This window comes from Enterobacter sp. TCD1-1, assembly GCF_020567405.1.
GTDB lineage: Bacteria > Pseudomonadota > Gammaproteobacteria > Enterobacterales > Enterobacteriaceae > Enterobacter > Enterobacter quasiroggenkampii.
In genome coordinates, this window is sequence record NZ_JAJCXF010000003.1 from 302547 (window position 1) to 326259 (window position 23713).

The 23713-nt window shown below is 60.2% G+C and carries 20 protein-coding genes and 2 pseudogenes; 10 read left to right on the plus strand and 12 right to left on the minus strand.

Features of this window, described 5'->3' with window-relative positions; translation table 11 throughout:
- Window positions 1–70: 70 nt before the first annotated feature.
- On the minus strand, window positions 71–1192 hold the full coding sequence (locus tag LJA86_RS16345; protein ID WP_229226421.1) for a cupin domain-containing protein: 1122 nt from the start codon (window positions 1190–1192) through the stop codon (window positions 71–73).
- 33 nt (window positions 1193–1225) lie between these two features.
- Window positions 1226–2143: a LysR family transcriptional regulator gene (locus LJA86_RS16350; protein ID WP_229226422.1), complete on the minus strand. Its 918-nt coding sequence runs from the start codon at window positions 2141–2143 to the stop codon at window positions 1226–1228.
- Window positions 2144–2332: 189 nt separating this feature from the next.
- Here LJA86_RS16350 and LJA86_RS16355 point away from each other — a divergent pair.
- Window positions 2333–2995 (plus strand): annotated as a pseudogene (locus tag LJA86_RS16355) (HAD family hydrolase); the annotation flags it as partial.
- 50 nt (window positions 2996–3045) lie between these two features.
- On the opposite strand, the gene LJA86_RS16360 reads toward LJA86_RS16355, so the two are convergent.
- Window positions 3046–3648, minus strand: a complete 603-nt coding sequence (locus LJA86_RS16360) for an ATP-dependent Clp protease proteolytic subunit (protein WP_126534229.1) — start codon at window positions 3646–3648, stop codon at window positions 3046–3048.
- A gap of 88 nt (window positions 3649–3736) precedes the next feature.
- Between LJA86_RS16360 and LJA86_RS16365 the strand changes: the two genes are divergently transcribed.
- Window positions 3737–4123 (plus strand): VOC family protein, encoded by a 387-nt coding sequence (locus tag LJA86_RS16365; protein ID WP_045908085.1) that lies wholly within the window; start codon window positions 3737–3739, stop codon window positions 4121–4123.
- Window positions 4124–4303: 180 nt separating this feature from the next.
- A complete protein-coding gene (locus LJA86_RS16370) occupies window positions 4304–4921 on the plus strand; it encodes a response regulator transcription factor (protein WP_048028672.1) in 618 nt (205 codons plus the stop codon).
- A gap of 3 nt (window positions 4922–4924) precedes the next feature.
- On the opposite strand, the gene LJA86_RS16375 is transcribed toward LJA86_RS16370, so the two are convergent.
- The 5 genes from LJA86_RS16375 to LJA86_RS16395 all read right to left on the minus strand — a co-directional run bounded on the left by LJA86_RS16375 (window position 4925) and on the right by LJA86_RS16395 (window position 12147).
- On the minus strand, window positions 4925–10507 hold the full coding sequence (locus LJA86_RS16375) for a trifunctional serine/threonine-protein kinase/ATP-binding protein/sensor histidine kinase (RefSeq protein WP_229226424.1): 5583 nt from the start codon (window positions 10505–10507) through the stop codon (window positions 4925–4927).
- Between the two features lie 9 nt (window positions 10508–10516).
- Window positions 10517–10897 carry a response regulator transcription factor gene (locus LJA86_RS16380; protein WP_229226425.1) on the minus strand — a complete coding sequence of 127 codons (381 nt, stop codon included), beginning with the start codon at window positions 10895–10897 and terminating at the stop codon, window positions 10517–10519.
- A gap of 20 nt (window positions 10898–10917) precedes the next feature.
- The gene (locus LJA86_RS16385; RefSeq protein WP_048225484.1) at window positions 10918–11181 is read right to left on the minus strand and encodes a XapX domain-containing protein; all 264 of its coding nucleotides are present in this window, start codon (window positions 11179–11181) and stop codon (window positions 10918–10920) included.
- A complete protein-coding gene (locus LJA86_RS16390) occupies window positions 11178–11399 on the minus strand; it encodes a DUF1427 family protein (protein ID WP_024909508.1) in 222 nt (73 codons plus the stop codon). The genes LJA86_RS16385 and LJA86_RS16390 overlap by 4 nt, the downstream gene beginning before the upstream one ends.
- Before the next feature lie 61 nt (window positions 11400–11460).
- Window positions 11461–12147, minus strand: coding sequence for a hydrolase (locus tag LJA86_RS16395; protein ID WP_008501349.1), 687 nt, complete (start codon window positions 12145–12147; stop codon window positions 11461–11463).
- 218 nt (window positions 12148–12365) lie between these two features.
- Between LJA86_RS16395 and LJA86_RS16400 the strand changes: the two genes are divergently transcribed.
- Genes LJA86_RS16400 through LJA86_RS16415 form a run of 4 tightly spaced genes read left to right on the plus strand, consistent with a single transcriptional unit; the run spans window position 12366 to window position 17112 of the window.
- Window positions 12366–14237, plus strand: coding sequence for an amidohydrolase (locus LJA86_RS16400; protein ID WP_229226426.1), 1872 nt, complete (start codon window positions 12366–12368; stop codon window positions 14235–14237).
- Window positions 14237–14644, plus strand: a complete 408-nt coding sequence (locus LJA86_RS16405) for a DoxX family protein (protein WP_229226427.1) — start codon at window positions 14237–14239, stop codon at window positions 14642–14644. Before LJA86_RS16400 ends, LJA86_RS16405 begins: the two co-directional genes overlap by 1 nt.
- The gene (locus tag LJA86_RS16410; protein ID WP_061716031.1) at window positions 14641–16260 is read left to right on the plus strand and encodes an MFS transporter; all 1620 of its coding nucleotides are present in this window, start codon (window positions 14641–14643) and stop codon (window positions 16258–16260) included. The genes LJA86_RS16405 and LJA86_RS16410 overlap by 4 nt, the downstream gene beginning before the upstream one ends.
- Window positions 16261–16290: 30 nt before the next feature.
- Window positions 16291–17112, plus strand: coding sequence for an alpha/beta fold hydrolase (locus tag LJA86_RS16415; RefSeq protein WP_024909512.1), 822 nt, complete (start codon window positions 16291–16293; stop codon window positions 17110–17112).
- 41 nt (window positions 17113–17153) lie between these two features.
- Here LJA86_RS16415 and LJA86_RS16420 read toward each other — a convergent pair whose 3' ends face one another.
- Window positions 17154–18548, minus strand: coding sequence for an MFS transporter (locus LJA86_RS16420; RefSeq protein ID WP_023315317.1), 1395 nt, complete (start codon window positions 18546–18548; stop codon window positions 17154–17156).
- Between the two features lie 50 nt (window positions 18549–18598).
- Window positions 18599–19687 (minus strand): cellulase family glycosylhydrolase, encoded by a 1089-nt coding sequence (locus LJA86_RS16425; RefSeq protein WP_229226428.1) that lies wholly within the window; start codon window positions 19685–19687, stop codon window positions 18599–18601.
- A 185-nt stretch (window positions 19688–19872) separates the two neighbouring features.
- Here LJA86_RS16425 and LJA86_RS16430 point away from each other — a divergent pair, with 185 nt between their 5' ends.
- Entirely contained in the window at window positions 19873–20880 is a 1008-nt protein-coding gene (locus LJA86_RS16430) for a LacI family DNA-binding transcriptional regulator (RefSeq protein ID WP_058662000.1), read from the plus strand.
- On the opposite strand, the gene fosA is transcribed toward LJA86_RS16430, so the two are convergent.
- Complete coding sequence (gene fosA / locus LJA86_RS16435; RefSeq protein ID WP_229226429.1) at window positions 20866–21291, minus strand: FosA/FosA2 family fosfomycin resistance glutathione transferase; 426 nt, start codon at window positions 21289–21291, stop codon at window positions 20866–20868. The two genes, LJA86_RS16430 and fosA, sit on opposite strands and share 15 nt — an antisense overlap.
- A gap of 199 nt (window positions 21292–21490) precedes the next feature.
- On the opposite strand from fosA, the gene trpS reads away from it, so the two are divergent.
- A complete protein-coding gene (trpS, locus tag LJA86_RS16440) occupies window positions 21491–22492 on the plus strand; it encodes a tryptophan--tRNA ligase (RefSeq protein WP_229226430.1) in 1002 nt (333 codons plus the stop codon).
- A 43-nt stretch (window positions 22493–22535) separates the two neighbouring features.
- On the opposite strand, the gene LJA86_RS16445 is transcribed toward trpS, so the two are convergent.
- Window positions 22536–22991 (minus strand): SymE family type I addiction module toxin, encoded by a 456-nt coding sequence (locus LJA86_RS16445; protein ID WP_229226432.1) that lies wholly within the window; start codon window positions 22989–22991, stop codon window positions 22536–22538.
- Between the two features lie 301 nt (window positions 22992–23292).
- On the opposite strand from LJA86_RS16445, the pseudogene LJA86_RS16450 reads away from it, so the two are divergent.
- A pseudogene (locus LJA86_RS16450) lies at window positions 23293–23637 on the plus strand (HNH endonuclease); the annotation flags it as partial.
- Window positions 23638–23713: the final 76 nt, after the last annotated feature.

Genomic DNA, 23713 nt, shown 5'->3' on the forward strand with positions numbered 1-23713 from the left:
CGCCTTACCCGGCCTACGTTCTTGCCGTTGTAGGCCCGGTAAGCGCAGCGCCACCGGGCAACAGGCCGCACTACTCGTCGAAGTACCAGTATCCCTGGTTAATCAGCCCGGTGAGCTCTTCTACAAACGCCGGGTTTTTCAGCGCATCGCCCAGCTCGGCCTGACCGAGTTCGGTGTAGCGGCACAGCGCATCCGCCGCCTTCGCGTCTACCGTCTCCAGCTGTTCGCTGTTGATGAAGAAGCTGCCGTTGATGTTCAGCACGCGCAGGCCGCTCAGGCGAGACAGCGTTTCGCCGCCCTGCAGCGCGTCCAGCACCTCTTCCGGCGCGTACGGCGGCTCGGCGGCGGCAATATCCAGCTCGTGGCGCGGCGTGGAGACAAAACTGCCGAACCATTTTGTGAAATCATCGGGCTTGCCGATCATGTCGATCATCATCTGACGAATGCGATCGAGCTCGCACTGCTCCACGCGGCCCGGGTGTTCGCGGCAGGTCAGATCCGGATCGCTGTAATGCTCACCGCCCAGATCGTTTTCCAGCGCATAATCGGCGAAGCTGCTGATCAGATCGCGGCCGTTTGGCCCACGGAAGCCGACGGAGTAGTTAAGCGCCGTTTCATGGGTAAAACCGTCGTGAGGGAATCCAGGCGGAATATAGAGAATATCGCCCGGGGCCAGATCTTCGTCGATGATCGGCTCGAACGGATCCACATGCAGAAGCGCCGGATGCGGGCAGAACTGACGCATCGGCAGCTTGTCACCCACGCGCCAGCGGCGGCTGCCCATCCCCTGAATGATAAACACGTCGTACTGATCGATATGCGGACCCACGCCGCCGCCCGGCACGGAGAAGGAGATCATCAGATCGTCCAGACGCCAGTCCGGCAGAACGCGGAACGGACGCACCAGCTCCGCCGCGGGCATATGCCAGTGGTTCACCGCCTGCGCCAGCAGCGACCAGCCGGTTTCGCCCAGATCGTCAAAGTGCTCGAACGGACCATTGCTGGCCTGCCATTTACCGTTGAAATGGCTCACCAGACGGCTATCGACTTCTGGCTCCATCGCCAGACCCGCCAGCTCGTCCGGAGTAATCGGGTCGACAAAATTCGGGAAGGCATTTTTCAGCACAACGGGTTGCTTTTGCCAGTATTTCTCAAGAAATTCCGGCCAGTTCAGGTTCAGTTGATACGCCATGGGTAGCACCAGTGAGAAGGGAAACAGGCGCGATTATGGAAGACTGCGCATCAAACCGCCTTGTCGTGGGTCAAATGTCGAAGTTTCTTCAACCAGACGTAAAAATTCATCCCGCTGCGGATGGGCTATTTTTGGATTCCAGGCGATACCAATATCCCAGCCGACAGGATCTGTCTCCAGCGTGATAAGCCTCACGCCTGGCGGTAAAAAATGTCTGACACTCCCGGGCACTAAGGCAGTCCCATTGCCGCCCGCCACTAATGCCAGCAAGGTAGGAATATCGTCAGCCATGGGTCCAGGAAGCGCGGTTGTTTTCGTATTTTTTTGCCAGAGTGCAGTTTGTTCAGCCAGACAGGGCATAACATCCGGGGATAATTGTAATAATGGCAAGGACGATAAGACGTCAGTCAAATTCATGGCGTCTATTCTTTTATCACCCGGCACAGCCAGAACAAGTTTCTCCTCAAACAACGCTCTTCCCGTCAGCGCCCCTGTCACCGGCATCCTGATGAAGCCTATATCCAGCTCTCCCTCCGTCAGCATGTGGCACTGAAGACTCGAGGCCATTTCTTTTATTACCACCTCACAATCGGTAACTGTTCGTCGAAAATGGTTTATCCATATCGGTACATGATGAAAAGAAGAAATGCCCAATCCCACCCTGAGCGTTTTGTAAAATGTTTTTTGAAATATTTTAGCCTGCTTCAACAGTTCGTCATGGGCAGACAAAATGGCGTTTGCATTCGACAACAGATGATGACCAAACGCTGTGAGCGTCGCGCCCTTTCTACCGCGGATAAAGAGGGTCCCCTTCATCACCTCTTCCAGCATTTTTATCTGCTTCGATAACGCAGGCTGAGTGATAGACAGCACCTGAGCAGCGTGCTGGTAATTGCCCTTGTCCGCCAGAGTAATAAACGCCCGTATTAATTTAATATCAATTCCTTTCATTTATAGAACCCGGAAAAAATGGAATTATAAAAACACCAGGCATTAGTCCATGATATTGCCCCATAAAGTCGGACCTGACAGTCATTCACAACAGAAACATATATTACGAATTCATTTTCAATATGAATAATTACAACCAGGGAGTCACGCATGTGTAACGAACACATCCCTCTTTAAGCCGTTCTTTTTGATATGGACGGCGTGTTAATTGATTCAAACCCCGTCATAGAACGAGCATGGACAGAAGCTGCTGCCATGTATGGAATAGATATTTCCAATGAAGATATTGTGCAGCATATTCATGGCCAGCCAGGTCATCATACTATCCGCGCGCTATTTGGTCACCTTCCCCTCCATGAACAAAATAACGTTCAGAACCATGTTATCTACGTTGAAAATACGGCTGAGTATGCGCCCATTCCTGGCGTGGCGAAACTGATTGCTTCCCTGCATAGCGCAGGAGTGACGGTGGGGATTGTGACGAGTGGGTGGAAAGAGAAAATAGAGCGTGTCGCGGCCATGCTTGATATTTCACAGTCTGTGTCGGTTATTGTTGAACGAGATGATGTTGAACGAGGTAAACCCTTCCCGGATCCCTACTTAGTCGCAGCCCGGCGTCTGAATATACCCGCCAGGAATGCCCTGGTATTCGAAGACTCCGTTAGCGGAGTGACATCAGCCGTCGCCGCCGGGGCGTATTGTGTCGGTCTCGGTGCAGCAGAACTGCTTAAGCACGGCGCCAGACTGACACTTCAGGACTTTACCGGGGTTGCTATTGCAGCGACAGAAGCGGGGAAAGTGGTGATGACTATTGACTCGCAAACGCAGCTGGAGCTGAAATCCTGCCGATAAACGGACCGATGAGGTCTGGGTTAGCGCCCGTTTCCGGGCGCAATAACACATTAATCCAGCTTCAGCTCGTCATAATGGGTAATCAGTTTACCCACGATACCGTAGTCCAGCGCTTCCGCCGGGGACATCCAGAAGTTGCGGTCGGTGTCTTTTTTCACTTTTTCCAGCGGCTGGCCGGTAGCGTCGGCGATCAGCTTGTTCACGCGCTCCAGCATGCGGATGATCTCGCGCGCTTCGATCTCAATATCCGTCGCCTGACCGCGCACGCCGCCCAGCGGCTGGTGGATCATGAAGCGGGTATTTGGCAGCGAGTAGCGGTGCTCTTTTTTCGCGGCCAGGAAGATGGTGATCCCGGCGCTCGCGACCCAGCCGGTGCCGATCACGTGCACTTCCGGGCGAATGAATTTGATGAAGTCGTGGATGGTGTCGCCCGCTTCCACGTGGCCGCCCTGGCTGTTGATGTACAGCTTGATCGGATCGTTGCTGACGCTTTGCAGCAGGATCATCTGGGTGATCACTTTCTGCGCCAGCTCCTGGTTGATCTCACCGGAGATCACAATCGAACGAGACTCCAGCAGTTTTTGCTGCAGAGCGCCCGCGCCGTTTGACCCTTCCGCTTTTTCCTTGTCGCTTTCTTTCAGTGTGTAGTGCATTGTTATTTCCTCAGCTTGTCGCGCTCAAAACCAGAGTGTAGCCTGTTTTACCGATCAAAGTCCTCACAGACAAATCACGAGGGAGCTTATGCATATTGCCCATGTTGCACTGTGGACCCGAAACCTGAACGCCCAGGTTCAGTTCTGGGAAACGGTTTTTAATGGCCGCAGCAACGAACGCTACGTCAGTAAAAATCGTCCCGGGTTTGAATCACATTTTATTACGCTGAATGACGGACCGACCATCGAGCTGATGACGCTGCCGGACCTGCCCGCAGCCCCGTCACATCCGGAGTTTATCGGCTGGGCGCATATTGCCATCAATGTCGGCAGCAAGGCGCAGGTGGACGACATGGCCGAACGGGCGCAGGCCAGCGGCACGTTGCTCAGCGCCCCGCGCATGACCGGAGACGGCTTCTATGAAGCGGTGATCGCGGACCCGGACGGCAACCGGATTGAGCTTGTCGGTGCATAACATCAGCGTTTCGTTCCTGAACTCGCCCGGTCACGGATCGCTATACTTCATATGATTATCATATTGTTAAATGATAATTATATTTAATGTGTTAAGATGAAAGTCAGCATAAACAGTCCCTTACGTCACTCCTGGGGGCTGTTTGCATCCTCGACATGTAAAACAGCACCGGGGCGGTGAATGGAACACATTGTGTATGTGGTTGATGACGATGACGCAGTCAGACAGTCCGTAATCGGGCTGCTGGAATCCGCAGACTTAAACGCCATCGGCTTTTCATCGGCAGAAGCGTTTCTTCAGCACCGCTTTGAAGAGCTCCCCTCGTGCGTGGTTCTGGATATGCAGATGCCCACCATCTCGGGTTTTGAGGTGGCAGATGCCCTCAAGGACAGCGGGCGTGAAATCCCGATTATCTTTCTCACCGGCCACGGCACCATTCCGATGTCGGTGCGCGCCATTAAAGGCGGCGCTTACGAATTTCTCACCAAGCCCGTCGAATCCACCGCGCTTATCGACGCCATTGAGTCCGCGCTGCAGCTGGCGGAAAACAATGCCGAGCGCAATAAAGAGCACTACGCCCTGAAGCAGCGCCATCTCTCCCTCACGCCGCGCGAACACGAGGTGCTCACGCTGGCGATAAGCGGCATGCTGAATAAGCAAATTGCCGCCGAGTTGGGCGTCAGTGAGATCACGGTGAAAGTGCATCGCCGCCGCGTAATGGAGAAAATGCAGGTGCGCTCCGTGGCAGAGCTAGTCAGGGCCGTTGAGCGCCTGACCAAAAGCCAGCCTGCGGAGTAACGTTTACCCTTCCTGTACCGCCAGCGGCAGCGCAAAGGCAAACACCGTGCCGTAAGGCTCCCGGCGGCGCGCGCTCAGCTTCCCGCAATGGCGCTCAATGATGCTGGCGCTGATGGTCAGCCCCATCCCCATTCCCTGTGGCTTGGTGGAGTAGAACGAGTCAAAAATCTGCTCCAGCCGCTCGGGCTCAATGCCGCTCCCGGTATCGGCGATCTCAACGATCGCTTTCCCGTCCGCGTTGCTGGTGCTGAGGGTGATGGTGCAGGCGCGATCCTTCACCTCGGCCATCGCCTCAACGGCGTTCATCACCAGGTTAAGCAGCACCTGCTGGATCTGCACGCTATCGCCAGTGATAAAGCTGTCCTGCGCCTTCAACAGGTAATCAACGCTAATGTGTCGCTGCTCCAGCTCGCTGCGGGAGAGCGCGATGATATGGTGGATCAGATAGTGCAGATCGATGCGCGAGAAGGTGGGATCCTGCTTGCGCGTCAGGGACTGGATGCTGCGAATGATCTCCCCCGCCCGCGCGCCTTCCGCGGCGATCTCTTCCAGCCCTTCCCGCACTTTATCCAGCCGGGCGGGCTCCCGGCTGAGCCAGCGCAGGCTCGCTCCGGCGTTAGAGACGATCGACATCAGCGGCTGGTTGATCTCATGGGCGATGGAGGAGGTCAGCTGCCCGACGGTGGTGGCGCGGGACACCCTCGCCAGATCCGCCTGCGCCACCCGCATGGCATCCTCCGCGGCGCGCTGGCTGGTGATATCGGTGATGATGCCGTAATACTCATTCACCTCGCTGCCCACGCCCACCGGATCGCCAATACCGAGGATATAGCGCGTAGAACCGTCGGTACGCTTCACCCGAAACTCCGCGCGCATGGAGAGCCCTTCGCGCACGCTCTGCGTGACGATGGTGCTGATACGGGCGTAATCGTCTTCATGAACGAAGGTCAAAAACTCCGCCATGGAGATCATCTTTTGCTGCTCGGGCAGGCCGAGGATGCGGGCGTACTCCTCCGAGACAAACATCAGATCCTGCTCCAGCTCCCAGCGCCAGCTGCCGGTGTGGCTGATCTGCTCGCCCAGCATCAGCGAGGTCTGGCTGGCGCGCAGCTCTTTTTCCACCCGACGGCGCTGGATGTTCTCCCCCAGCAGCTCGGCATACAGCCGCGCCGTTTCCAGGGAGACCGCGGCCTGCGCCCCCAGCAGGCTCACCACGCGAGAATGCTCGGCGGTGAAAACCTCCGGCATCAGGCGGTTTTCCAGGTAAAGCACGCCCACCAGCCGCGCCTGTTTGAACATAGGGACGCACATGACGGCCGCTCCCGAGGTCACCAGATAGGGATCCTGACTGAAGGGGTGAAACTCCTCCGGCTTACCGGTGCGGATCTCCTGCCCGGTGCGGATCACCGCCGCCAGCACCGACAGGGGCATATCGGTCGCCGTCGGCACGTCTTTCAGGATCCGCACCCGCACGCCTTCAGTGCTGGTCCAGGCGCTGGCCTCGATCTCCGGGATCAGGTTATCGCTCACGCGAAGCAGCAGGCCGCGCTGCGCCCCGGCGCGTTCGAGGAGGATCGTCATCAGGTTTTCGATTAAGCGCTCGAGGTTGATCTCTTCCGACAGCGCGCGGGAGGCTTTGATGACGCTCTGCAGATCGCGGATGGTCTCGTTCTGAGCGAACGCCACCGTGTCATAGGCGCTCGCCTGCCCGGAGGCCAGCAGATGCGGGAAATCCTGCTCCAGCTGGCGCACCTTGGCCTGCGCGCCCGCCCGGCCCCAGGCGGCAATTGCGCCACGGAAGTGTGCGTCCGAGGCGGTTGGATAGCCGCAGGCCAGCGCAAAGCGGCCCGCCAGCTCGTGGGCCAGGGCATTAATCGGATTAAACCCGCCCTCGCGGGAGAGCCGGACCGCCTTCTCATACTGCTCAAGCGCGATGCTGTTCATCCCGTCCAGACGCACGATTTCGGCGTAGATCAGCGCCTCTTTATCCGCGAACGTGCCGGGATTAATGCGCGCCCAGAGGGCGATTTTGTCATAGTGGGCGTGAATGCTGCGGCGGTGGTTCGCCGAGAAGGTCTCCGGCGTCAGCTGACGCGAAAGCGCCAGCGCGCTGTAGAGATGGTAATCCAGCAGATGAATGTGCCCCGGCGCAGACCACGCGTACCACCCCGCCATCTCCAGATCCGCCTGCGCGTCGGCATACTCGCCGCAGGTAAAGTGCGCCATGCCGCGGTAGAGCCAGTACCAGAACAGCATGGTGGAGGTCTGCTCCGGTGCCTGCTCCGGCGACGCGGGCAGCAGCGCCTCCGGCAGCACCTGCGATGCGGTCCAGGTGCCGATAACCGGCGTGCGCAGGAACTCTATGTAGCCGCGCTGGACCATCAAAATGGTCTCCACGTCCTGGAAGTGGGTTTTACGCACGAACGCCAGGCCGCGATCGATGCTGGTCAGCACCCCGTCCAGGTGATCGCCCCGGGAGAGGAAATTAATGACCTGGTGGCAGGCCGCAAAGCAGGCCATCGTCATATCCCCGTGGGTCACCGCCGAGGTAAAGCAGGCTTTCGCGCACTCGATGGTAAACGATAAGGGCTGGGTCCAGACGCTGAGCTGGTCGAACGGCAGCAGGGTTTTGGCTTCAAACGCGTCGTAGCCGTGGCGATTGACCAGTTCGCGGGCCAGCGTGCCGTACTGAAAGCCGAGGCGATACTCGGCGTAGCGGTGGCCCATCAGCACGCCAAACCAAGCCATCGCCGTGGTGGAGGCGCCGGTAATACCGTGGTCGAGCGTCAGGTGCATCATGCGACAAAGCAGTAAAAAGTGCAGGCGCGGACAGATGAAGCTGGCGCAAATGCTGGCGCTGTAAAGCAGGTTCATCACCGCTTCGGTTTCCGGGTTATCCATCCGCGAGAGCGGGGCAAACAGGCTTTGCGGCGCGTCGCCCGCGCGGTTACAGAAGTGTTCCCAGGCCTTGTCGCAGTCGGCATCTTCCGGATAGCGGCCGATCTGAATACCAAAGACCCCCAGCCAGCAGAGCGCTGCTTCCAGCGCCAGACGGCTGTCCGACTGGCGAATGTACACTTCCACCAGCAGATTGGCCGCCAGCGCCTTTTCGGTCAGCCCGCCGGGACACCCGAGAATGGCGTCACACAGCTCGCGGGTACGCTCCAGGTGCCCCAGCGCAAACTCGCAGCCCGCCTCTTCGATATCGAGCATAAAGTCTGACACCGTCCCGGCGTTGCCCAGCGCTCGGGCAGTCTGGATATAGCTCAGCGCCGAGAGATAATCCCCCGAGCGTTTCGCGCGTCGCGCGGCCAGCAGGCTCAGCTCGCGGAACATCTGGCGCTGCGGGGCGGGCTGGATGCTGTCCAGCGCGGCCGTGACGTGATGTACGGCGCGAAACAGCAGCTCGTTCCCCGCCGCCTGCCGCGCGGCGTCGGCCAGCAGGCTGGCGGTGGTCAGATGAAGATGGCTTTTCTCATGCCGATCCAGCAGGGCAAAGGCGGCCTCCTGCACCCGGTCGTGGGTGAAGGAGTACGCTTTCTCCGTCAGCACGATCAGCTGCGCCATGACCGCCGGATGCAGCGCGTAGCGCATTTCCGCCATCGATATACCAACCACGCGGCAGATCATCTCCATTTCGCCCGTGCCGCCGAGGCAGGCAAGGCTGCCCAGCAGGCGACGCGTCTCGTCGGGCAACTCTTCCAGCTTCTCCAGCACCAGGGTGACGACGTTTTCGGTGTAATGCCGGGCGCGAATCGCCTGCAGATCGTAGTGCCACTTGTCCTGATATTTGTTGTGCACCACCAGCCCGTCATCGACGATGCGGCGGAAAAATTCGTGTACAAAGAGCGGGTTGCCCCCGGTCTTTTCATGGATCAGCGTGGCGAGGTCGGTCGTCGCCGTGCTGCGGGTGCGAAATACCGTCCCCAGCCAACGGGACACGGCTTTGACAGAGAGCGCCTGCGGGACAATTTCGCTCGCGTGCTGCGCCGCCTGCGGCAGGCTCGCCAGCTGCTGTTGCAGTGCGGGTTCGGACAACGAACCGATGTCGCGGTGAGCCACAACCACCAGCAGTGGGATCGCGCCGCAGTTCACCAGCAGATAGTTGAGCGTATGCAGGCTGGCGGCGTCGCTCCACTGGAGATCGTCGAGCACCAGCACCAGCGGGCAGCCCTGCGAGGCAAAGGTTTTCACCAGCGCCAGCACCATATGGCTGAAGCGCGCCCGGGCATCAATGGAAAACGTATCCGCCGGGAAGCGCGGCTTGCGCTCAAGCAGCAGGCCCAGCTCGGGCACGAGGCTGACGGCCAGCGCCTCGTGTCCTTCCAGGGCGCGAGAAAGACGGATTTTCCACTTCGCCACCTCGTCTGCCGGCAGGCCCAGCAGGTGCAGGGCCAGGGGGCGGAATGCGGAGCTTAATACGCCGTAGGGCAATGACGGTGAAAACTGATCCACTTTGCCCACCGCCAGCAGCACCGTACGCTGCTGGAGCGTTTTTAACGCCGTCGCAATGATGGAGGATTTGCCGATCCCCGACGGCCCGCCGATGGTCACCAGCTCCGGCACGCGGTTCTCCCCCACCCGCTCAAACGCGGCAATGACGTCATTCGCCTGCGGATGCGTCGCGAACAGCGAGTCCGCCAGAAGAATAGCCGGGGTGCGGTCCTGCTGGCCGGGGGTAAAGGCAACGATCTCGCTCTCACCGGTCAACGTCGCCTGGCAGCGGCGGAGGTCGGCAATCAGCCCGTCAACCGTCTGGTAGCGGTTATCGGGGTGCTTCTCCAGCAGCTTCAGGATGATGGTCGACAGCATTCCCGGCACGTCCGGGCGTATCGCATCCGGGGCCAGCGGCGCCGAGGCAATATGGTAATGCGCCCAGTTGGTCCGATCGTCCTCCCCCCGTTCAAACGGCAGGCGTCCGGTCAGGAGTTCATACAGCACCACGCCGAGGCTGTAGAGATCGCTGCGACCATCGACGGGGCGCTGGGTGCGGGAGGTGTGCTCCGGGGACATATACGCTGGCGTGCCGCCTGAAACGGCAAGCCGGGTCTGCGCGAAGGCGCCGGAGAGGCTGCATGAAAGGCCAAAGCTGCCCAGACGGCAGGTGGCATCGTGATGAACAAAAATATTGCCGGGCTTGATATCGCCGTGGATCAGGTTTTGCAGATGCATCTGGCGCAGAGGAACGCAGATCTGGATCGCCAGCTCGATAAAGCGCGCGATCCCCGAGATCGCCCTGCCCGCGCGCCGCGACAGCAGCTCAAACGAAAACGGGGCGTACACCAGCGCGAAGCGTCCCCGGTACTGGGTGGACGCGACGGCGCGAATGGCCCAGCTATCCTGCAGCGCGTCACGCAGCGCAAACTCGTTTTTCAGCAGCCGGGTGGCCCGCTCTTCCTCTTCGTCGCTGACCGCGGTGGCGATAATGAACGAGCCGCCGGAATGAGGATGTCGCGCATGCATCCAGGCGATTCCGCCCTCCTGCGCCAGCACGGTAAAAATCACATCCTCTTTAAGGACAAAAACCCGCCCCTGGTGAAGATTTCCCTGGGCGGGCCAGAATGCAGGCTGCTCGTGTTCGTTCATCCGCGATCCTTATTGTCGGCGGGCCAGCTCCCGCTGAATATGATCCAGCAGCATATCGATGTTAATCGGCTTACGCAAAAAAGCAGCGGCGCCCAGACCGAGAGCGTACCGCTGCATATTTTCATCAGCATGACCGGAGATAAAGAGCACGGGCGGAGGCGGTACGGCCAGCAGCCGCAGCTTGTCAAACAGCTCAAGGCCGCTCATGCCCCGGAGCTTGATATCGGTGATCACCAGCGCCGCGCCGGACAGGGCAAGCGGATGGCTCAGAAATACCTCTGCCGAATCAAACGTGTCGGTTGAATAGCCTTCCGACTCCAGGAGATTACTCAACCCGCTGCGGACGGAACGTTCGTCATCAATGATGGCAATGCGCCACGGCAGCGTCATGCTGTTATTCCTCTAACCAGTCATTTAACGTCGCGAGGGTCCTTCGCGGGCGAAGGGGGCGCCGTGCCACTGATTTTCGGTACGCATTCGTGACGAAACCAGGCGAGGGTGAGCGGTTCGCGACTCAGTAAACGTCGTCCCACCGGGATAAGCTGTTCGCCCACCAGCATGCCAAACAGGCCAAGCAGGGCGACAACCGGCGGTGCCGGGGAATGGACGTCGAGCAGAGCGTAAATTACCCCAGCAACCACGCCGCACACCAGCGAAATTATCCATGCTTTCATGATGACGCTCCCGTCTGCGATGCCGCCTGCGGAACGGTCACCTGAGGAGGTGGGGCGCCATCGCGGGATAAGAGATGACGCGTCGCCTGTTCACCCGCCAGCATCCCCAGCAGACCAATCAGCGCCAGCGCGGGCGGCGCGGGGGAGCGCACCTTCAGCACGGCATACATCAGGCCTATCAACACGCCTGCCGCAAGGGATATCAGCCCAGTACTCATCGTGAACTCCAGAGAAAGAGGCAGCGGCGAGCCGGATGAGGGACCAGCCCGCCGACGGGACTTAGCGAGCCGGGACCGGCGCTAAGGTGCGGTGCTCGCTCTTCTGGCGAGACGGCGCTTTATGCACCATGGTGTAGGCGTAATCCACGCCCATGCCGTACGCGCCGGAATGCTCGCGCACGATGTCCATCACCGCGGTGTAGGTCTCTTTACGCGCCCAGTCGCGCTGCCACTCCAGCATCACCTGCTGCCAGGTCACCGGGATCACGCCCGCCTGGATCATGCGCTGCATCGCGTAGTCGTGGGCTTCTTTGGAGGTGCCGCCGGACGCGTCCGCCACCATATAAATTTCGTAGTCGCCTTCCAGCATCGCGCACAGGGCAAAGCTGTTGTTGCACACTTCGGTCCACAGACCGGCAACCACGACCTTCTTCTTGCCGTTGGCCTTCAGCGCGTCGCGCACCTTCTGGTCGTCCCAGGAGTTCATGGAGGTGCGCTCCAGAATGTCCTGACCCGGGAACACGTCCAGCAGCTCAGGATAGGTGTTACCGGAGAAGCTTTCGGTCTCAACGGTGGTGATGATGGTCGGGATGTTGAACACCTTAGCCGCTTTCGCCAGCGCCACGGTGTTGTTTTTCAGCACCTGGCGGTCAATCGACTGCACGCCAAACGCCATCTGAGGCTGGTGATCGATAAAGATGATCTGACAGTTCGCAGGGGTTAACACTTCGAGCTTTGAAGAGGTCATAGCATTTTCCAGTGGTTAAGGGTAGAAATCGCCGCGAGTGCCACGGCGATAAAGTCACCCTCATCCTGCGGTTTTCCTTCTCCGCGCGTAATTATCTCTTCGTATAGTTAACCTTAGGTATAGTTATACTTTGGTATACCTATCCTATTGTATAACTGGATCTTTGCCGAAACCGGTTCCCATAATCCTGACCATTCCCCTCTCAGTCAGGAGCAGTTATGGTTACCCTCGGTAAAGCCGATCTCATTCTGGTTAACGGCCAGTTTCATACCGTCGATCGCGAGAATCCTGTCGCGGAAGCCGTTGCCATGCGCGACGGAAAATTTCTGGAAGTGGGTACCGTCGCCGAGGTGATGCAGCACCACGGCGACGGCACCAAAGTGGTCGACTTAAAAGGCCACACTGCCATCCCCGGCCTCAACGACTCGCACCTGCACCTGATTCGCGGCGGGCTGAACTACAACCTCGAGCTGCGCTGGGAAGGCGTGCCCTCCCTGGCCGACGCCCTGCGGATGCTGAAAGAGCAGGCGCTGCGCACCCCGTCGCCGCAGTGGGTGCGCGTGGTGGGCGGCTGGACCGAGTTCCAGTTTGCCGAGCGCCGCATGCCGACTCTCGACGAAATTAACGACGCCGCGCCGGATACCCCGGTCTTCATCCTGCACCTGTACGACCGCGCCCTGCTCAACCGCGCCGCGCTGAAGGTGGTCGGCTACACCAAAGACACGCCAAACCCGCCGGGCGGGGAGATCCAGCGCGACGCCAACGGCAACCCGACCGGGATGCTGATTGCCCGTCCGAACGCCATGATCCTCTACGCCACGCTGGCCAAAGGGCCGAAGCTGCCGCTGGAGCAGCAGGTCAACTCCACGCGTCAGTTCATGCGCGAGCTTAACCGTCTGGGGCTGACCAGCGCCATCGACGCGGGCGGCGGCTTCCAGAACTACCCGGAAGATTACGAGGTGATCGCCGAGCTGCACGCGAAAAAGCAGATGACCATCCGCATCGCCTACAACCTCTTTACCCAGCGTCCGGGCCACGAGCTGGAAGACTTTGAAAAATGGACCGACATGCTCACGCCGGGCCAGGGCAGCGACTTCTTCCGCCACAACGGCGCGGGCGAGATGCTGGTCTTCTCCGCCGCCGATTTTGAAGACTTCCTCGAACCGCGCCCGGATCTCGCGCCGGGCATGGAGGACGAACTGGAGCGCGTGGTGCGCCATCTGGTGGAGCACCGCTGGCCGTTCCGCCTGCACGCCACCTATAACGAATCCATCAGCCGCATGCTGGACGTCTTCGAGAAGGTGAACCGCGACATTCCGTTCAACGGCCTGCACTGGTTCTTCGACCACGCGGAAACCGTGTCACAGGCCAACATCGACCGCATCAAAGCGCTCGGCGGCGGCATTGCCGTCCAGCACCGCATGGCCTTCCAGGGCGAGTACTTTGCCGAGCGTTACGGCATCGAAGCCACCCGCCACACGCCGCCGGTGGCGAAAATGCTCGAGACCGGCGTGCCGGTGGGCTTAGGGACGGACGCCACCCGCGTGGCGAGCTACAACCCGTGGACCGCGCTCTACTGGCTGGTCTCCGGCCGTACCGTCGGCGGAATGCAGATGTACGACCACAGTGCCCGTCTGGATCGCGATACCGCCCTGATGCTCTGGACCCAGGGCAGCGCGTGGTTCTCCAGCGAGCAGAACCAGAAGGGGCAGATTAAAGTCGGCCAGCTCGCCGACCTGGCGGTGCTGAGCAAAGACTACTTCCGCGTGCCGGAAGAGGAGATCAAGGGCATCGAGTCCGTTCTCACGGTGGTCAACGGCGACATCGTCTACGCCGCGGGCAGCTTTGGCCCGCTCGCGCCGCCGGCCATCCCGGTCCTGCCCGAGTGGTCCCCGGTGGTCAAGGTGCCTGGCCACTACCGCAGCGCGCCGCCGCAGGCCGCACGCGTGGGTATGAGTGTGGCTCACCACTGCAGCGGCCCGTGCGGAGTTCACAGCCACCAGCACGATTTCGCCCGCACGTCAGCGATGCCGGTGTCCGACGATAACGCTTTCTGGGGGGCGCTGGGCTGCAGCTGCTTTGCATTCTGATGAAAAACACTACCATGCCGCCCCGGATCGACCTGGGGCTGTTCTTCCTGCGCCTGACCGGCAGCCTGCTGCTGCTCTACGTGCACGGCCTGCCGAAGGTGCTGCACTTCAGCGAAGAGCTGATGCGCATTGAAGATCCGTTCGGCTTCGGGCCTTACGCGAGCCTGATCCCGGCGATTGTCGCCGAGGTGATCTGCCCGCTGTTGATCATTGCGGGCGTCTACACCCGCCTGGCGTGCCTGCCGATTATCGCCGTGCTGCTGGTGGCGATGCTGGCGGTCCACCCGAACTGGTCGATTGCCGAAGGGCAGTTTGGCTGGCTGCTGCTGATTATCTTCACCACTCTCGCCCTCACCGGGCCGGGTCAGTGGCGGCTGCAGCGTAAGGCAACGGAGAGGTTCGCATGACCCAGGTTAACGACGTTCGCGACGCACACGTCGAGACGACGCCCGCACCGACGGTTTCACCCTGGCAGCCGCTGAGCCAGCCGGTGTTCCGCATGCTGTGGATCGCCACGGTGGTCTCTAACGTCGGCTCATGGATGAGCGACGTCGGCATCAACTGGAGCATGCTGACCCTGAGCGCCGACCCGCTGGATATCGCGCTGGTGCAGGCGGCCAGCAGCCTGCCGATGTTCCTCTTTGCCCTGCCGTCCGGGGTGATGGCGGACATCGTTGACCGGCGTAAATACCTGCTCTTCTCCCAGCTGTGGGTGTTCATCGCCGCCGCCGGGCTGACGGTGCTCTCCTTCACCGGACACGTCACCCCCACCGTGCTGCTGGTGGCGACGTTTCTGCTGAGCGTGGGGGCGGCGATGAGCTCGCCGCCGTTCCAGGCCGTGGTGCCCGATCTGGTGAGCAAGCCGGAGCTGGGCGCCGCCGTGGCGCTGAACTCGCTCGGGGTGAACATCAGCCGGGCGATTGGCCCCGCGCTGGGCGGTTTCCTGCTGTCGCTCGCCGGGCCGTGGATGGTGTTTGCCCTGAACGCGCTGTCCGTGGTGGGCGTGGCGTGGGTACTGTGGCGCTGGCGTCCGGCCCCGTCCATTCAGCGTCTCCCGCCGGAGCACTTCTTCTCTGCGGTGCGCACAGGCATCCGCTACGTGCACGCCGCCCCGGTGCTGCGCAACGTGCTGGTGCGTACCGTGGCGTTCTTTGTCTTTGGCAGCGCGGGCTGGGCGCTGCTGCCGCTGGTGGCGCGCCGCGAGCTGGGCCTGGGCCCGGCGGGCTACGGCGTGATGCTGGCGTGCATTGGCCTGGGAGCGATTGCCGGGGCCATCCTGCTGCCGCGCCTGCGCCAGCGGCTGAACGCCGACCGCCTGATGGTGGCCGCGAGCCTGGTCTTTGCCCTCACCATGCTGGCGCTGGCGTTTGTGCGCCACGTCTGGCTGCTCAACCTGTTTGAGTTCTTCACCGGCTTCGCGTGGATTGCGGTGCTCTCGACGCTAAACCTCGGCGCGCAGCGCAGCGCAGCCCGCTGGGTGAAGGCCCGCGCGCTGGCGGTCTACCTGACGGTGTTCTTCGGCTCGATGACCACGGGCAGCGCCATCTGGGGGCAGATTGCCTCCCGGTTCGGCACCCCGACCGCGCTGGTTGTCGCCACGCTGGGCATGGTGCTGGCAAGCGCCACCGTGTTCCGCTGGAAGCTGGAGAAAGACCCGGAATTAAACCTCGACCTGAGCGGCCAGCCGCTGGACGGCGTGGAGATCGACCTGCCGAACGAGCGTGGCCCGGTGCTGGTCTCACACGAGTACATCATAGACCCACACAACGCGAAGGCCTTCCTGGAGGCAGTACACGAGCTGCGCCGAGTGCGACGCCGCGCCGGGGCGATGAGCTGGGCGGTATACGAAGATATTGAGCGCCCCGGCCTGTTTATCGAGACCTTCCTGATGGGCTCGTGGATTGAGCATCTGCGCCAGCAGGAGCGCCACACCATGAATGACCTCCTGCTGCAGAGCCGCGTTCTGGCTTTTCATCAGGGCACAACATCACCGGCAATTCGTTATCTGGTCGCGCCGGTATAACCATAACCATCACCTGCACAGGAACACACTATGGCAACGTTTAAGGCAAAAGACGGCACGCAGATTTACTACAAAGAAGGCGGCGCGGGCAAACCGGTTCTCTTCAGCCACGGCTGGCCGCTGGACGGCGACATGTGGGACAGCCAGCTGAACTACCTGGCCGAGCGCGGCTTCCGCGCCATCGCCTTTGACCGCCGCGGGTTTGGCCGCTCGGATCAGCCGTGGAACGGTTACGACTACGACACCTTTGCGTCCGACATCAACGACCTGATCACCACCCTGGACCTCCAGGACGTGACGCTGGTGGGCTTCTCCATGGGCGGCGGCGACGTGACCCGCTACATCAACAACTACGGCAGCGCGCGCGTGGCCGGTCTGGCGCTGCTGGGCGCGGTCACGCCAATCTTTGGTAAATCTGAGACCTTCCCGCAGGGTGTGGATCAGAGCGTGTTCGACGGCATTCGCGACGGACTGCGTAAAGATCGCGCCCAGTTCATCAGCGACTTCGCCACCCCGTTCTACGGCACCAACGCCGGACAGACCGTTTCTGCCGGTGCCCTGACGCAGACGCTGAACATCGCCCTGCTGGCCTCCCTGAAGGGTACCATCGACTGCGTGACCGCCTTCGGCGAAACCGACTTCCGCCCGGATATGGCGAAAATCGACGTGCCGACGCTGGTGATCCACGGCAGCAACGACCAGATCGTGCCGTTTGAAAGCACCGGCAAGCTGGCGGCAGAGATGATCAAAAACGCCACGCTGAAGGTGTACGACAACGCGCCACACGGCTTCGCGCTGACCCACCAGGACCAGCTCAACGAAGACCTGCTGGCGTTTGTGAAGTCGCTTTAACTCTTAAAAAGCGAAGCCTGATGGCGCTTCGCTTATCAGGCCTACAAGGGCTGATCCTGTAGGCCGGGTAAGGCGCAGCCGCCACCCGGCGCTTTCGCAGACGCGTTCCGCTCCGCCAGCAGCCGACAAATCTCCGCGTGCTTCTCCTCGGTAAAGGTAAAACGCGACATAAAGCCCATGCGGATCAGCGACCCTATTGCCGGCAGCAGACAAATCCCGAAGAACAGCCCCGACAGCACGCTCTCGCTCTGAATTTGCGCCTGCGGCACGTAGCCGATCATCGTCAGAAACACGCCGATAAGCCCGCCGCCCACCGCTACCGACATCTTGCCGGTGAAGGTCTGCCCGGAGAAAGTGATCGCCGCGCAGCGCTTGTGAGTGTGGTACTCCGCGTACTCGATGGTGTCGGCAATCATCGACGAGGTGAGAATGTTGGTCATCATCACGAACAGCGTGCTCAGGCCGAGCAGAATAAACAGCATCGTCACCTGCTGATAGCCGACAAACCACATCACCACGCGCACCGCCACGTCCAGCCCGCAGAGGATCATAAACAGCTTTCGCTTCTGCATCCGGCGCGTCAGCATCGGGGCGACCAGGCACAGCACCGCCGCGACAATCCCCATCACGCCAATCGCCATCTGCAGGCTGCCGTCGCCCAGGTTGTTGATAAAGAAGTAGATATAGAGACCGCCCGCCACGTTGTGGAACACGCAGAAGAAGAACGACAGCAGGACGATAAACAGCGGCTTGTTCTGGCGCAGGTTGTGGAAGGTGTCGCGGATGGTCACCTTTTCCGGGCTTGGCGGCACGCGCTCTTTGATCTGCATAAAGCCGTTAAGCATCAGCGGCAGGCCCACCAGCATCATCACCAGCGCCGCCATAAAGTAGCCTTTGTCATTGCTGTACTGGGCGAAATAGGCCGCCAGCTTCGGGAAGAAGATGTTGGCGCAGGCAATCCCGGCGTTCACCCCGAGCATCGCCGCCGTCACCGCGCGGGTGCGCTGCCCGGAGTCGTTGGTCATCACCGACGACATCGACCAGAACGGGATATCAGAGATGGCGTACAGCGTCCCCCACAGGATGTAGGTCACCCCGGCGTAGAGGATTTTGGTGGTCATGTCCGCTTCGATTTTATAGAACGACAGCAGCGTGACGCCGGTGATCAGCAGCGGGGCGATCAGCAAAAAGTGGCGAAACTTGCCGAACCGGCTGTTAATGGTATCCATAATGCTGGCAAACAGCGGATCGTGAACCGCGTCCCACGCGCGGGCAATCAGGAAGATGGTGCTCGCCGCCAGCGCCGAGATCCCCAGCACGTCGGTGTAAAAATAGTTAATAAACGAACCCACTAAACCAAAGCTAAAACACTGACCTAAACCATAACCAAAATAAGACCACAGCTCGCGAGACGGTATTTTCATTGTCATTGCCATTGTTATATGCCTGCCTGGTTGCCCGGCGGTGGACCGCCGGGTCGATATTATTAGCCTTGTGCCTGCGGGGCGATCTTGCGCAGCTGCTGCATTAATGCGATTTCACGGCGTGAGAACGGAATGCCGTTCTCCTCAAACACGTCGTGGAACCAGAGGCGGCAGTAGTCCGTGGACTCCTTCATCACCACCGGCCACGGCAGCCACGTCTGGGTTTTGCCGCGCACCAGCCCCCACTGATACGGCGCGACCTTCGCCGCGTACATCAGCGGGAGCTGCTCTTCGATGGTGCTGCCCACGTGGCGCGCCAGCCATTCGGTACAGAACAGCGGTCGTCCGAGCTTTTGCAGTTGCTGGATAATCGCCGTCATCCGCCCGGTGTGGGTGTAGGCGTGGAAGCTCACCACGTCCGAGAGCGCCAGCGCGGTCTGGTCCAGCGGGTGCTGGAAGAACGTCTCGCCCTCCTCTTCCGGCGGCAGGCGCCACGCGCAGACAGTGAGCGGCTGGGTAGGGTCTTCTTCACGCACCCACTGGAATGCGAGCTTCATCAGCGCGTGGGCGCAGGTCTCCAGCTTCGCGTCGTACTGCACCTCCTGCGTGCCCGTCGCGAAAATGCCGCGGTTGCCCGGCTCGTTGTAGAGATCCCACAGCAGCACGCGCCCATCCTCGCGGAACTGGCGGACAACGTCGCGGATATAGCGCTCAATGTCTGCCCAGTAGTCGGGATCGCACACCTTGTCGCGCCCCGGACTCGCCGCCGCCTGGCTGTTGTGCTTGCCCGGCACCGGCGGCTTTTGCGGGCCAAGGTACGGCTCGTCGCCGGAGAAGCCGCAGTCGTCCATCAGGGTCAGCATGGTGCTGAACCCGTGGCCGTTGGCAATCGTTAAAAAGCGGTCGATGCGCGCCATCAGCCCGTCGCGGTCATGCTCCCAGACGATAAACGGCAGGTTGATGCGCAGGGTGTTATAGCCCGCGTCCGCCGCCCAGCCCAGCTCGCGGTCAATCGTCCCGGCGTCGAAGGTCTCCGCCTGCCAGATATCGGTCCAGTTCACCGCCGTAGACGGCAGATAGTTAAACCCGCACAGCCAGCCCTTCTGCTGATACCACGCCTGTGCCTGCTCCCTGCTCCACTGCTCTTTCATTACGCGTCCTCTTACTGATAATATTTAGCTAATAAATATTAACTGTGGGATAAATGCGCAATTTCCCGCACGAAGAAAAGCGATGCCCCTCACAAAGTTCACGCTTCGATGAATGAGAAACGTGATCGACGGCGCTAAAGCGTGCGGTTAGGGTATGATGCGAATTCGCGAAAGGGAGAGGACGGATGAAGCGAAAAACGAAAGTGACGATGAACGATATTGCGCGGGCGGCAGGGGTGTCGCAGGCGACGGTATCGCTGGTACTTAACCAGTCCCGCAACATCAAGCTCAGCGACGACACCCGCCAGCGGGTAATTAACGTGGCTACCGAGCTCGGCTACGACCGCCTCCCCGCCGTTCACGCCCCGCGCAACCAGGAAGAGATCGCCCTGCTGGTGAGCTCCATGCAGAGCTTCGACCCGTTTATCGATGCCATCAGCCAGGCGCGGGAAGCGGCGTGGCGCAACGAGACCCTGCTCACCGTCTACGACTACGGCGACGACATCGAGCTGGCGCTGAACATCATCCGCCAGCTGGAGAAGCGCAACTGCATCGGGATTATTCTCGCGTCTCCGGTCACCACGCTGGTGGACATGACGGCGTTTCAGGACTGCACCCGCATTCCGCTGGTGCTGCTCAACCAGCGCGACCCCGGCTCGCCGCTGCTGCCGTCGTTTATCCCGGACGACTACGCCAACGCTTTCCAGGTGACTAAACACCTCATCGCCTGCGGGGCGACGCGCATCGCCCACATCACCGGGGAGAGCTGGATGGAGGCCTCGCGCCAGCGTCTGGCAGGCTACCAGGCGGCGCTGCAGCAGGCCGGACTCGCGTGCGACGACGACCTGGTGCGCCAGACCAACTGGCAGTTCAGCGAGTCCTTTACCGCCACGACTTCTCTGCTGGAACTGGCCGAGCGCCCGGACGCCATCTTCTGCGCCAGCGACTGGCTGGCGATTGGCTGCTATCAGGCGCTGGCGGTGAACGGCGTGCGCATCCCGCAGGATATGCTGCTGGCGGGCTACGACGACCAGAAGATCTCCGAGCAGCTCACCCCGCCGCTGACCAGTATCCAGCTGCCCTACAGCGAGCTGGGACGGCTGGCGGTGGAGTACCTGTGCAATCAGGAAGATGCCGCCACGCACGTGACGCTGGCGGGCAGGCTGAAGGTGCGCGCCTCAAGCCCCGTCTGAGGTAAACACCATGCCCGCATAGGGCTTCTCGCGACACGCCGCCAGCCGCGCGGCGAGGCTGCCCACGTGCAACTCCAGCTTGTGCCCGTCCGGGTCGATAAAATAGAACGACGCTCCCTCGCTTTTGTTCTGCTTCCAGACGGTGACGCCCGCCTGCTCCAGCCTTTGCGAGAACGGTTCAAAATCCTCTTCCGCCACGGTAAACGCGTAGTGGGTGTAGTCGCTCTCCTGCGGCGGCACGTACTGGCGCGCCTCGTCGTACGACAGGCAGACCCACAGATCGCCGCAGGTAAGATAGGCTCCGGTATTCCAGCGGGCGTGCAGGGTCAGCCCCAGCAGCTCGTGCCAGAAGGTGACACTTTTTTGCAGGTCGCTGACCGCGAGGGTCAGATGATTGAGAGATTGCAGCATGACGTGCCCTTTTGTTTTTCGCGCCGGACGTGGTATGGTAAAGAGATGAACATAAACCACGCCGTGCTCACCGTAAACCGCTGGTGGCTGCCTTCTTAAAGGCGGCACGGAGTAGTTTTCCCCATTTTCAGATAGCCGCCGAAAGGCGGCTTTCACATTTCTAAGACCCCTTTCGGCATTACAACGTTAAGGAGTCTTTATGAACCCGCAAACCATCCTCACCGGCGATCGCCCAACCGGCCCGCTGCACCTCGGCCACTACGTCGGATCGCTGCGCCAGCGCGTGGCGCTCCAGCAGACGCACAACCAGTTTGTACTGATCGCCGACCTGCAGGGCCTGACCGATAACGGCAGCAACCCGCAGAAGATCCGCGATAACATCCCCGAAGTGCTGGCCGACTACCTCGCCGCCGGTATCGACCCGAACCTGACCACGATCTGCCTGCAGTCTGCCCTGCCCGCCCTCGCCGAGCTGACGATGCTGTATATGAACATCGTCACCGTTGCCCGCGTGGAGCGTAACCCGACGGTGAAAAACGAGATTGCGCAGAAGGGCTTTGCCCGCTCGCTGCCGGTCGGGTTTATGGCCTACCCCATCAGCCAGGCGGCGGACATCACCGCGTTTAAGGCCGAGTGCGTGCCCGTCGGCGACGACCAGCTGCCAATGATTGAGCAGACTAACGAGATTGTGCACAAGATGAACAGCCTGCTGCCCGCCCCGGTGCTACGCCACTGCAAGGCGATGCTGAGCGACACCAGCCGCCTGCCCGGCATCGACGGCAGCGCCAAGATGTCGAAATCGCTGGGCAACACGCTGCACCTTTCGGCCAGCGAAGAGACTATTCACCGTGCGGTCAGCGCCATGTACACCGACCCGAACCACCTGAAGGTGAGCGACCCGGGGCAGATTGAGGGGAACGTGGTGTTTACGTACCTCGACGCGTTTCATCCGGACAAGGAGAAAGTGGCGGCGATGAAGGCTCACTATCAGGCGGGTGGGCTGGGTGACCGGGTGTGCAAGAACGAGCTGGAAGCGTGTTTGCAGGAACTGATTGCGCCGATGCGGGAGCGGAGGGCGATTTATATGCAGGATAGGGCCGAGTTGATGGCGATGCTGAAGCGCGGGACCGAACGGGCGCAGGGGGTGACGCAGGAGACGTTGCGGGAGGTGAAGGTTGGGCTGGGGGTGCCGGTGTTTTGATGACGGCTTAAATAATAATCCCGGCGCAGGGCCGGGATATTTATCAGGCGTTGCGCTTAATCACCGGAATATCGCCGGTGTCGTTTAACGCGCCCGGAAATGTTTTTAACCACTGCGCGACTTTCTGCTTATTAATATTCACCACGCTCATACCTTCCAGGCATCCCCATAATTCTCTTGTATGTTGTGGCGTTATCACAATGCAGTCTTTCATGGCGCGGATTTTCACGGGCATGCCGTCGATAAAGCCCGCACGAGTTAACCACTCGCCGCCCAGCAGAAGATATTTCATATCTATGCGCGCATACAGTTCGCAGCAGGCGGCACTGTCCTGCGGCGTCTCCGCGCGAGGATGGACGGGTGCTGCGTTAGTTTGGTTGCCGTGAAGTCGGCGGGCGCTGTTTTTGCGTACCAACTCGCGGTTTTCAATCACGCCGGTGAAAGCGTCTGATTCTGTTTTGCAAACAGTAAACTCTGGCTTAAAATTCGTCGCAGCCATTTTCAACTCCATCTTAGTTGTTTGTGGTTAGCGGTATGAGGGTGTTGCAGCACCTTCATATCGCGAATTCTTCGTTAAATATTCCTTGATACTTTCTTTCGCCGTTTGGCGTAATTTCTGGTGCTCATTATATAGGGCTGAATATAGATACAGCGGTTTGGGTTGGGGGAAATTTGGAATTTGCGAGGGGGATTCAGGAAATAGGGTTTGGTACGGTAAGATCATGTTTTTGTTGATTGTGGGTTGATTGGTCTGGGTTTTGCGAGCATCATCGCAATTATTTACCTTCTTCCGTAACGCGATGGCTTCCAGCAAAACTCTCGAACAGGCAATTGCCGACATCACCATCTGGCGTAAAGGCGAACAGCGTGCGCCACATAAACCTTTATTGCTTCTGTACGTGCTGGCGAAGTATCAGCAGGGGCATGCGAGACTGTTTGATTATGGTACTGAAGTACGCGATCAGCTGCACAGCCTGCTGGAACGTTTCGGACCGCAGCGTGCACAGTACCGTCCTGATATGCCGTTCTGGCGTTTACAAGGTGATGGATTTTGGGAACTACGCAATGCGGAGCGCTGTTCCACATCAGGTACCAGCAAACAACCTCCTGCAGGAGAGCTGGTTGAACATCATGTTGCAGGCGGTTGAATCGCTACGGATAATCTAGACACTTCTGAGCCGTTGATAATATAGGTTTTCATATTCAGCCGGTGGCATCTGC

What these genes read in the sequence shown, in the direction of transcription:
- LJA86_RS16345 (WP_229226421.1), bottom strand. Translation starts at nt 1,192, where the DNA reads ATGGCGTATCAACTGAACCTGAACTGGCCGGAATTTCTTGAGAAATAC.
- LJA86_RS16350 (WP_229226422.1), bottom strand. Translation starts at nt 2,143, where the DNA reads ATGAAAGGAATTGATATTAAATTAATACGGGCGTTTATTACTCTGGCG.
- LJA86_RS16360 (WP_126534229.1), bottom strand. Translation starts at nt 3,648, where the DNA reads ATGCACTACACACTGAAAGAAAGCGACAAGGAAAAAGCGGAAGGGTCA.
- LJA86_RS16365 (WP_045908085.1), top strand. Translation starts at nt 3,737, where the DNA reads ATGCATATTGCCCATGTTGCACTGTGGACCCGAAACCTGAACGCCCAG.
- LJA86_RS16370 (WP_048028672.1), top strand. Translation starts at nt 4,304, where the DNA reads ATGGAACACATTGTGTATGTGGTTGATGACGATGACGCAGTCAGACAG.
- LJA86_RS16375 (WP_229226424.1), bottom strand. Translation starts at nt 10,507, where the DNA reads ATGAACGAACACGAGCAGCCTGCATTCTGGCCCGCCCAGGGAAATCTT.
- LJA86_RS16380 (WP_229226425.1), bottom strand. Translation starts at nt 10,897, where the DNA reads ATGACGCTGCCGTGGCGCATTGCCATCATTGATGACGAACGTTCCGTC.
- LJA86_RS16385 (WP_048225484.1), bottom strand. Translation starts at nt 11,181, where the DNA reads ATGAAAGCATGGATAATTTCGCTGGTGTGCGGCGTGGTTGCTGGGGTA.
- LJA86_RS16390 (WP_024909508.1), bottom strand. Translation starts at nt 11,399, where the DNA reads ATGAGTACTGGGCTGATATCCCTTGCGGCAGGCGTGTTGATAGGCCTG.
- LJA86_RS16395 (WP_008501349.1), bottom strand. Translation starts at nt 12,147, where the DNA reads ATGACCTCTTCAAAGCTCGAAGTGTTAACCCCTGCGAACTGTCAGATC.
- LJA86_RS16400 (WP_229226426.1), top strand. Translation starts at nt 12,366, where the DNA reads ATGGTTACCCTCGGTAAAGCCGATCTCATTCTGGTTAACGGCCAGTTT.
- LJA86_RS16405 (WP_229226427.1), top strand. Translation starts at nt 14,237, where the DNA reads ATGAAAAACACTACCATGCCGCCCCGGATCGACCTGGGGCTGTTCTTC.
- LJA86_RS16410 (WP_061716031.1), top strand. Translation starts at nt 14,641, where the DNA reads ATGACCCAGGTTAACGACGTTCGCGACGCACACGTCGAGACGACGCCC.
- LJA86_RS16415 (WP_024909512.1), top strand. Translation starts at nt 16,291, where the DNA reads ATGGCAACGTTTAAGGCAAAAGACGGCACGCAGATTTACTACAAAGAA.
- LJA86_RS16420 (WP_023315317.1), bottom strand. Translation starts at nt 18,548, where the DNA reads ATGGCAATGACAATGAAAATACCGTCTCGCGAGCTGTGGTCTTATTTT.
- LJA86_RS16425 (WP_229226428.1), bottom strand. Translation starts at nt 19,687, where the DNA reads ATGAAAGAGCAGTGGAGCAGGGAGCAGGCACAGGCGTGGTATCAGCAG.
- LJA86_RS16430 (WP_058662000.1), top strand. Translation starts at nt 19,873, where the DNA reads ATGAAGCGAAAAACGAAAGTGACGATGAACGATATTGCGCGGGCGGCA.
- fosA (WP_229226429.1), bottom strand. Translation starts at nt 21,291, where the DNA reads ATGCTGCAATCTCTCAATCATCTGACCCTCGCGGTCAGCGACCTGCAA.
- trpS (WP_229226430.1), top strand. Translation starts at nt 21,491, where the DNA reads ATGAACCCGCAAACCATCCTCACCGGCGATCGCCCAACCGGCCCGCTG.
- LJA86_RS16445 (WP_229226432.1), bottom strand. Translation starts at nt 22,991, where the DNA reads ATGGCTGCGACGAATTTTAAGCCAGAGTTTACTGTTTGCAAAACAGAA.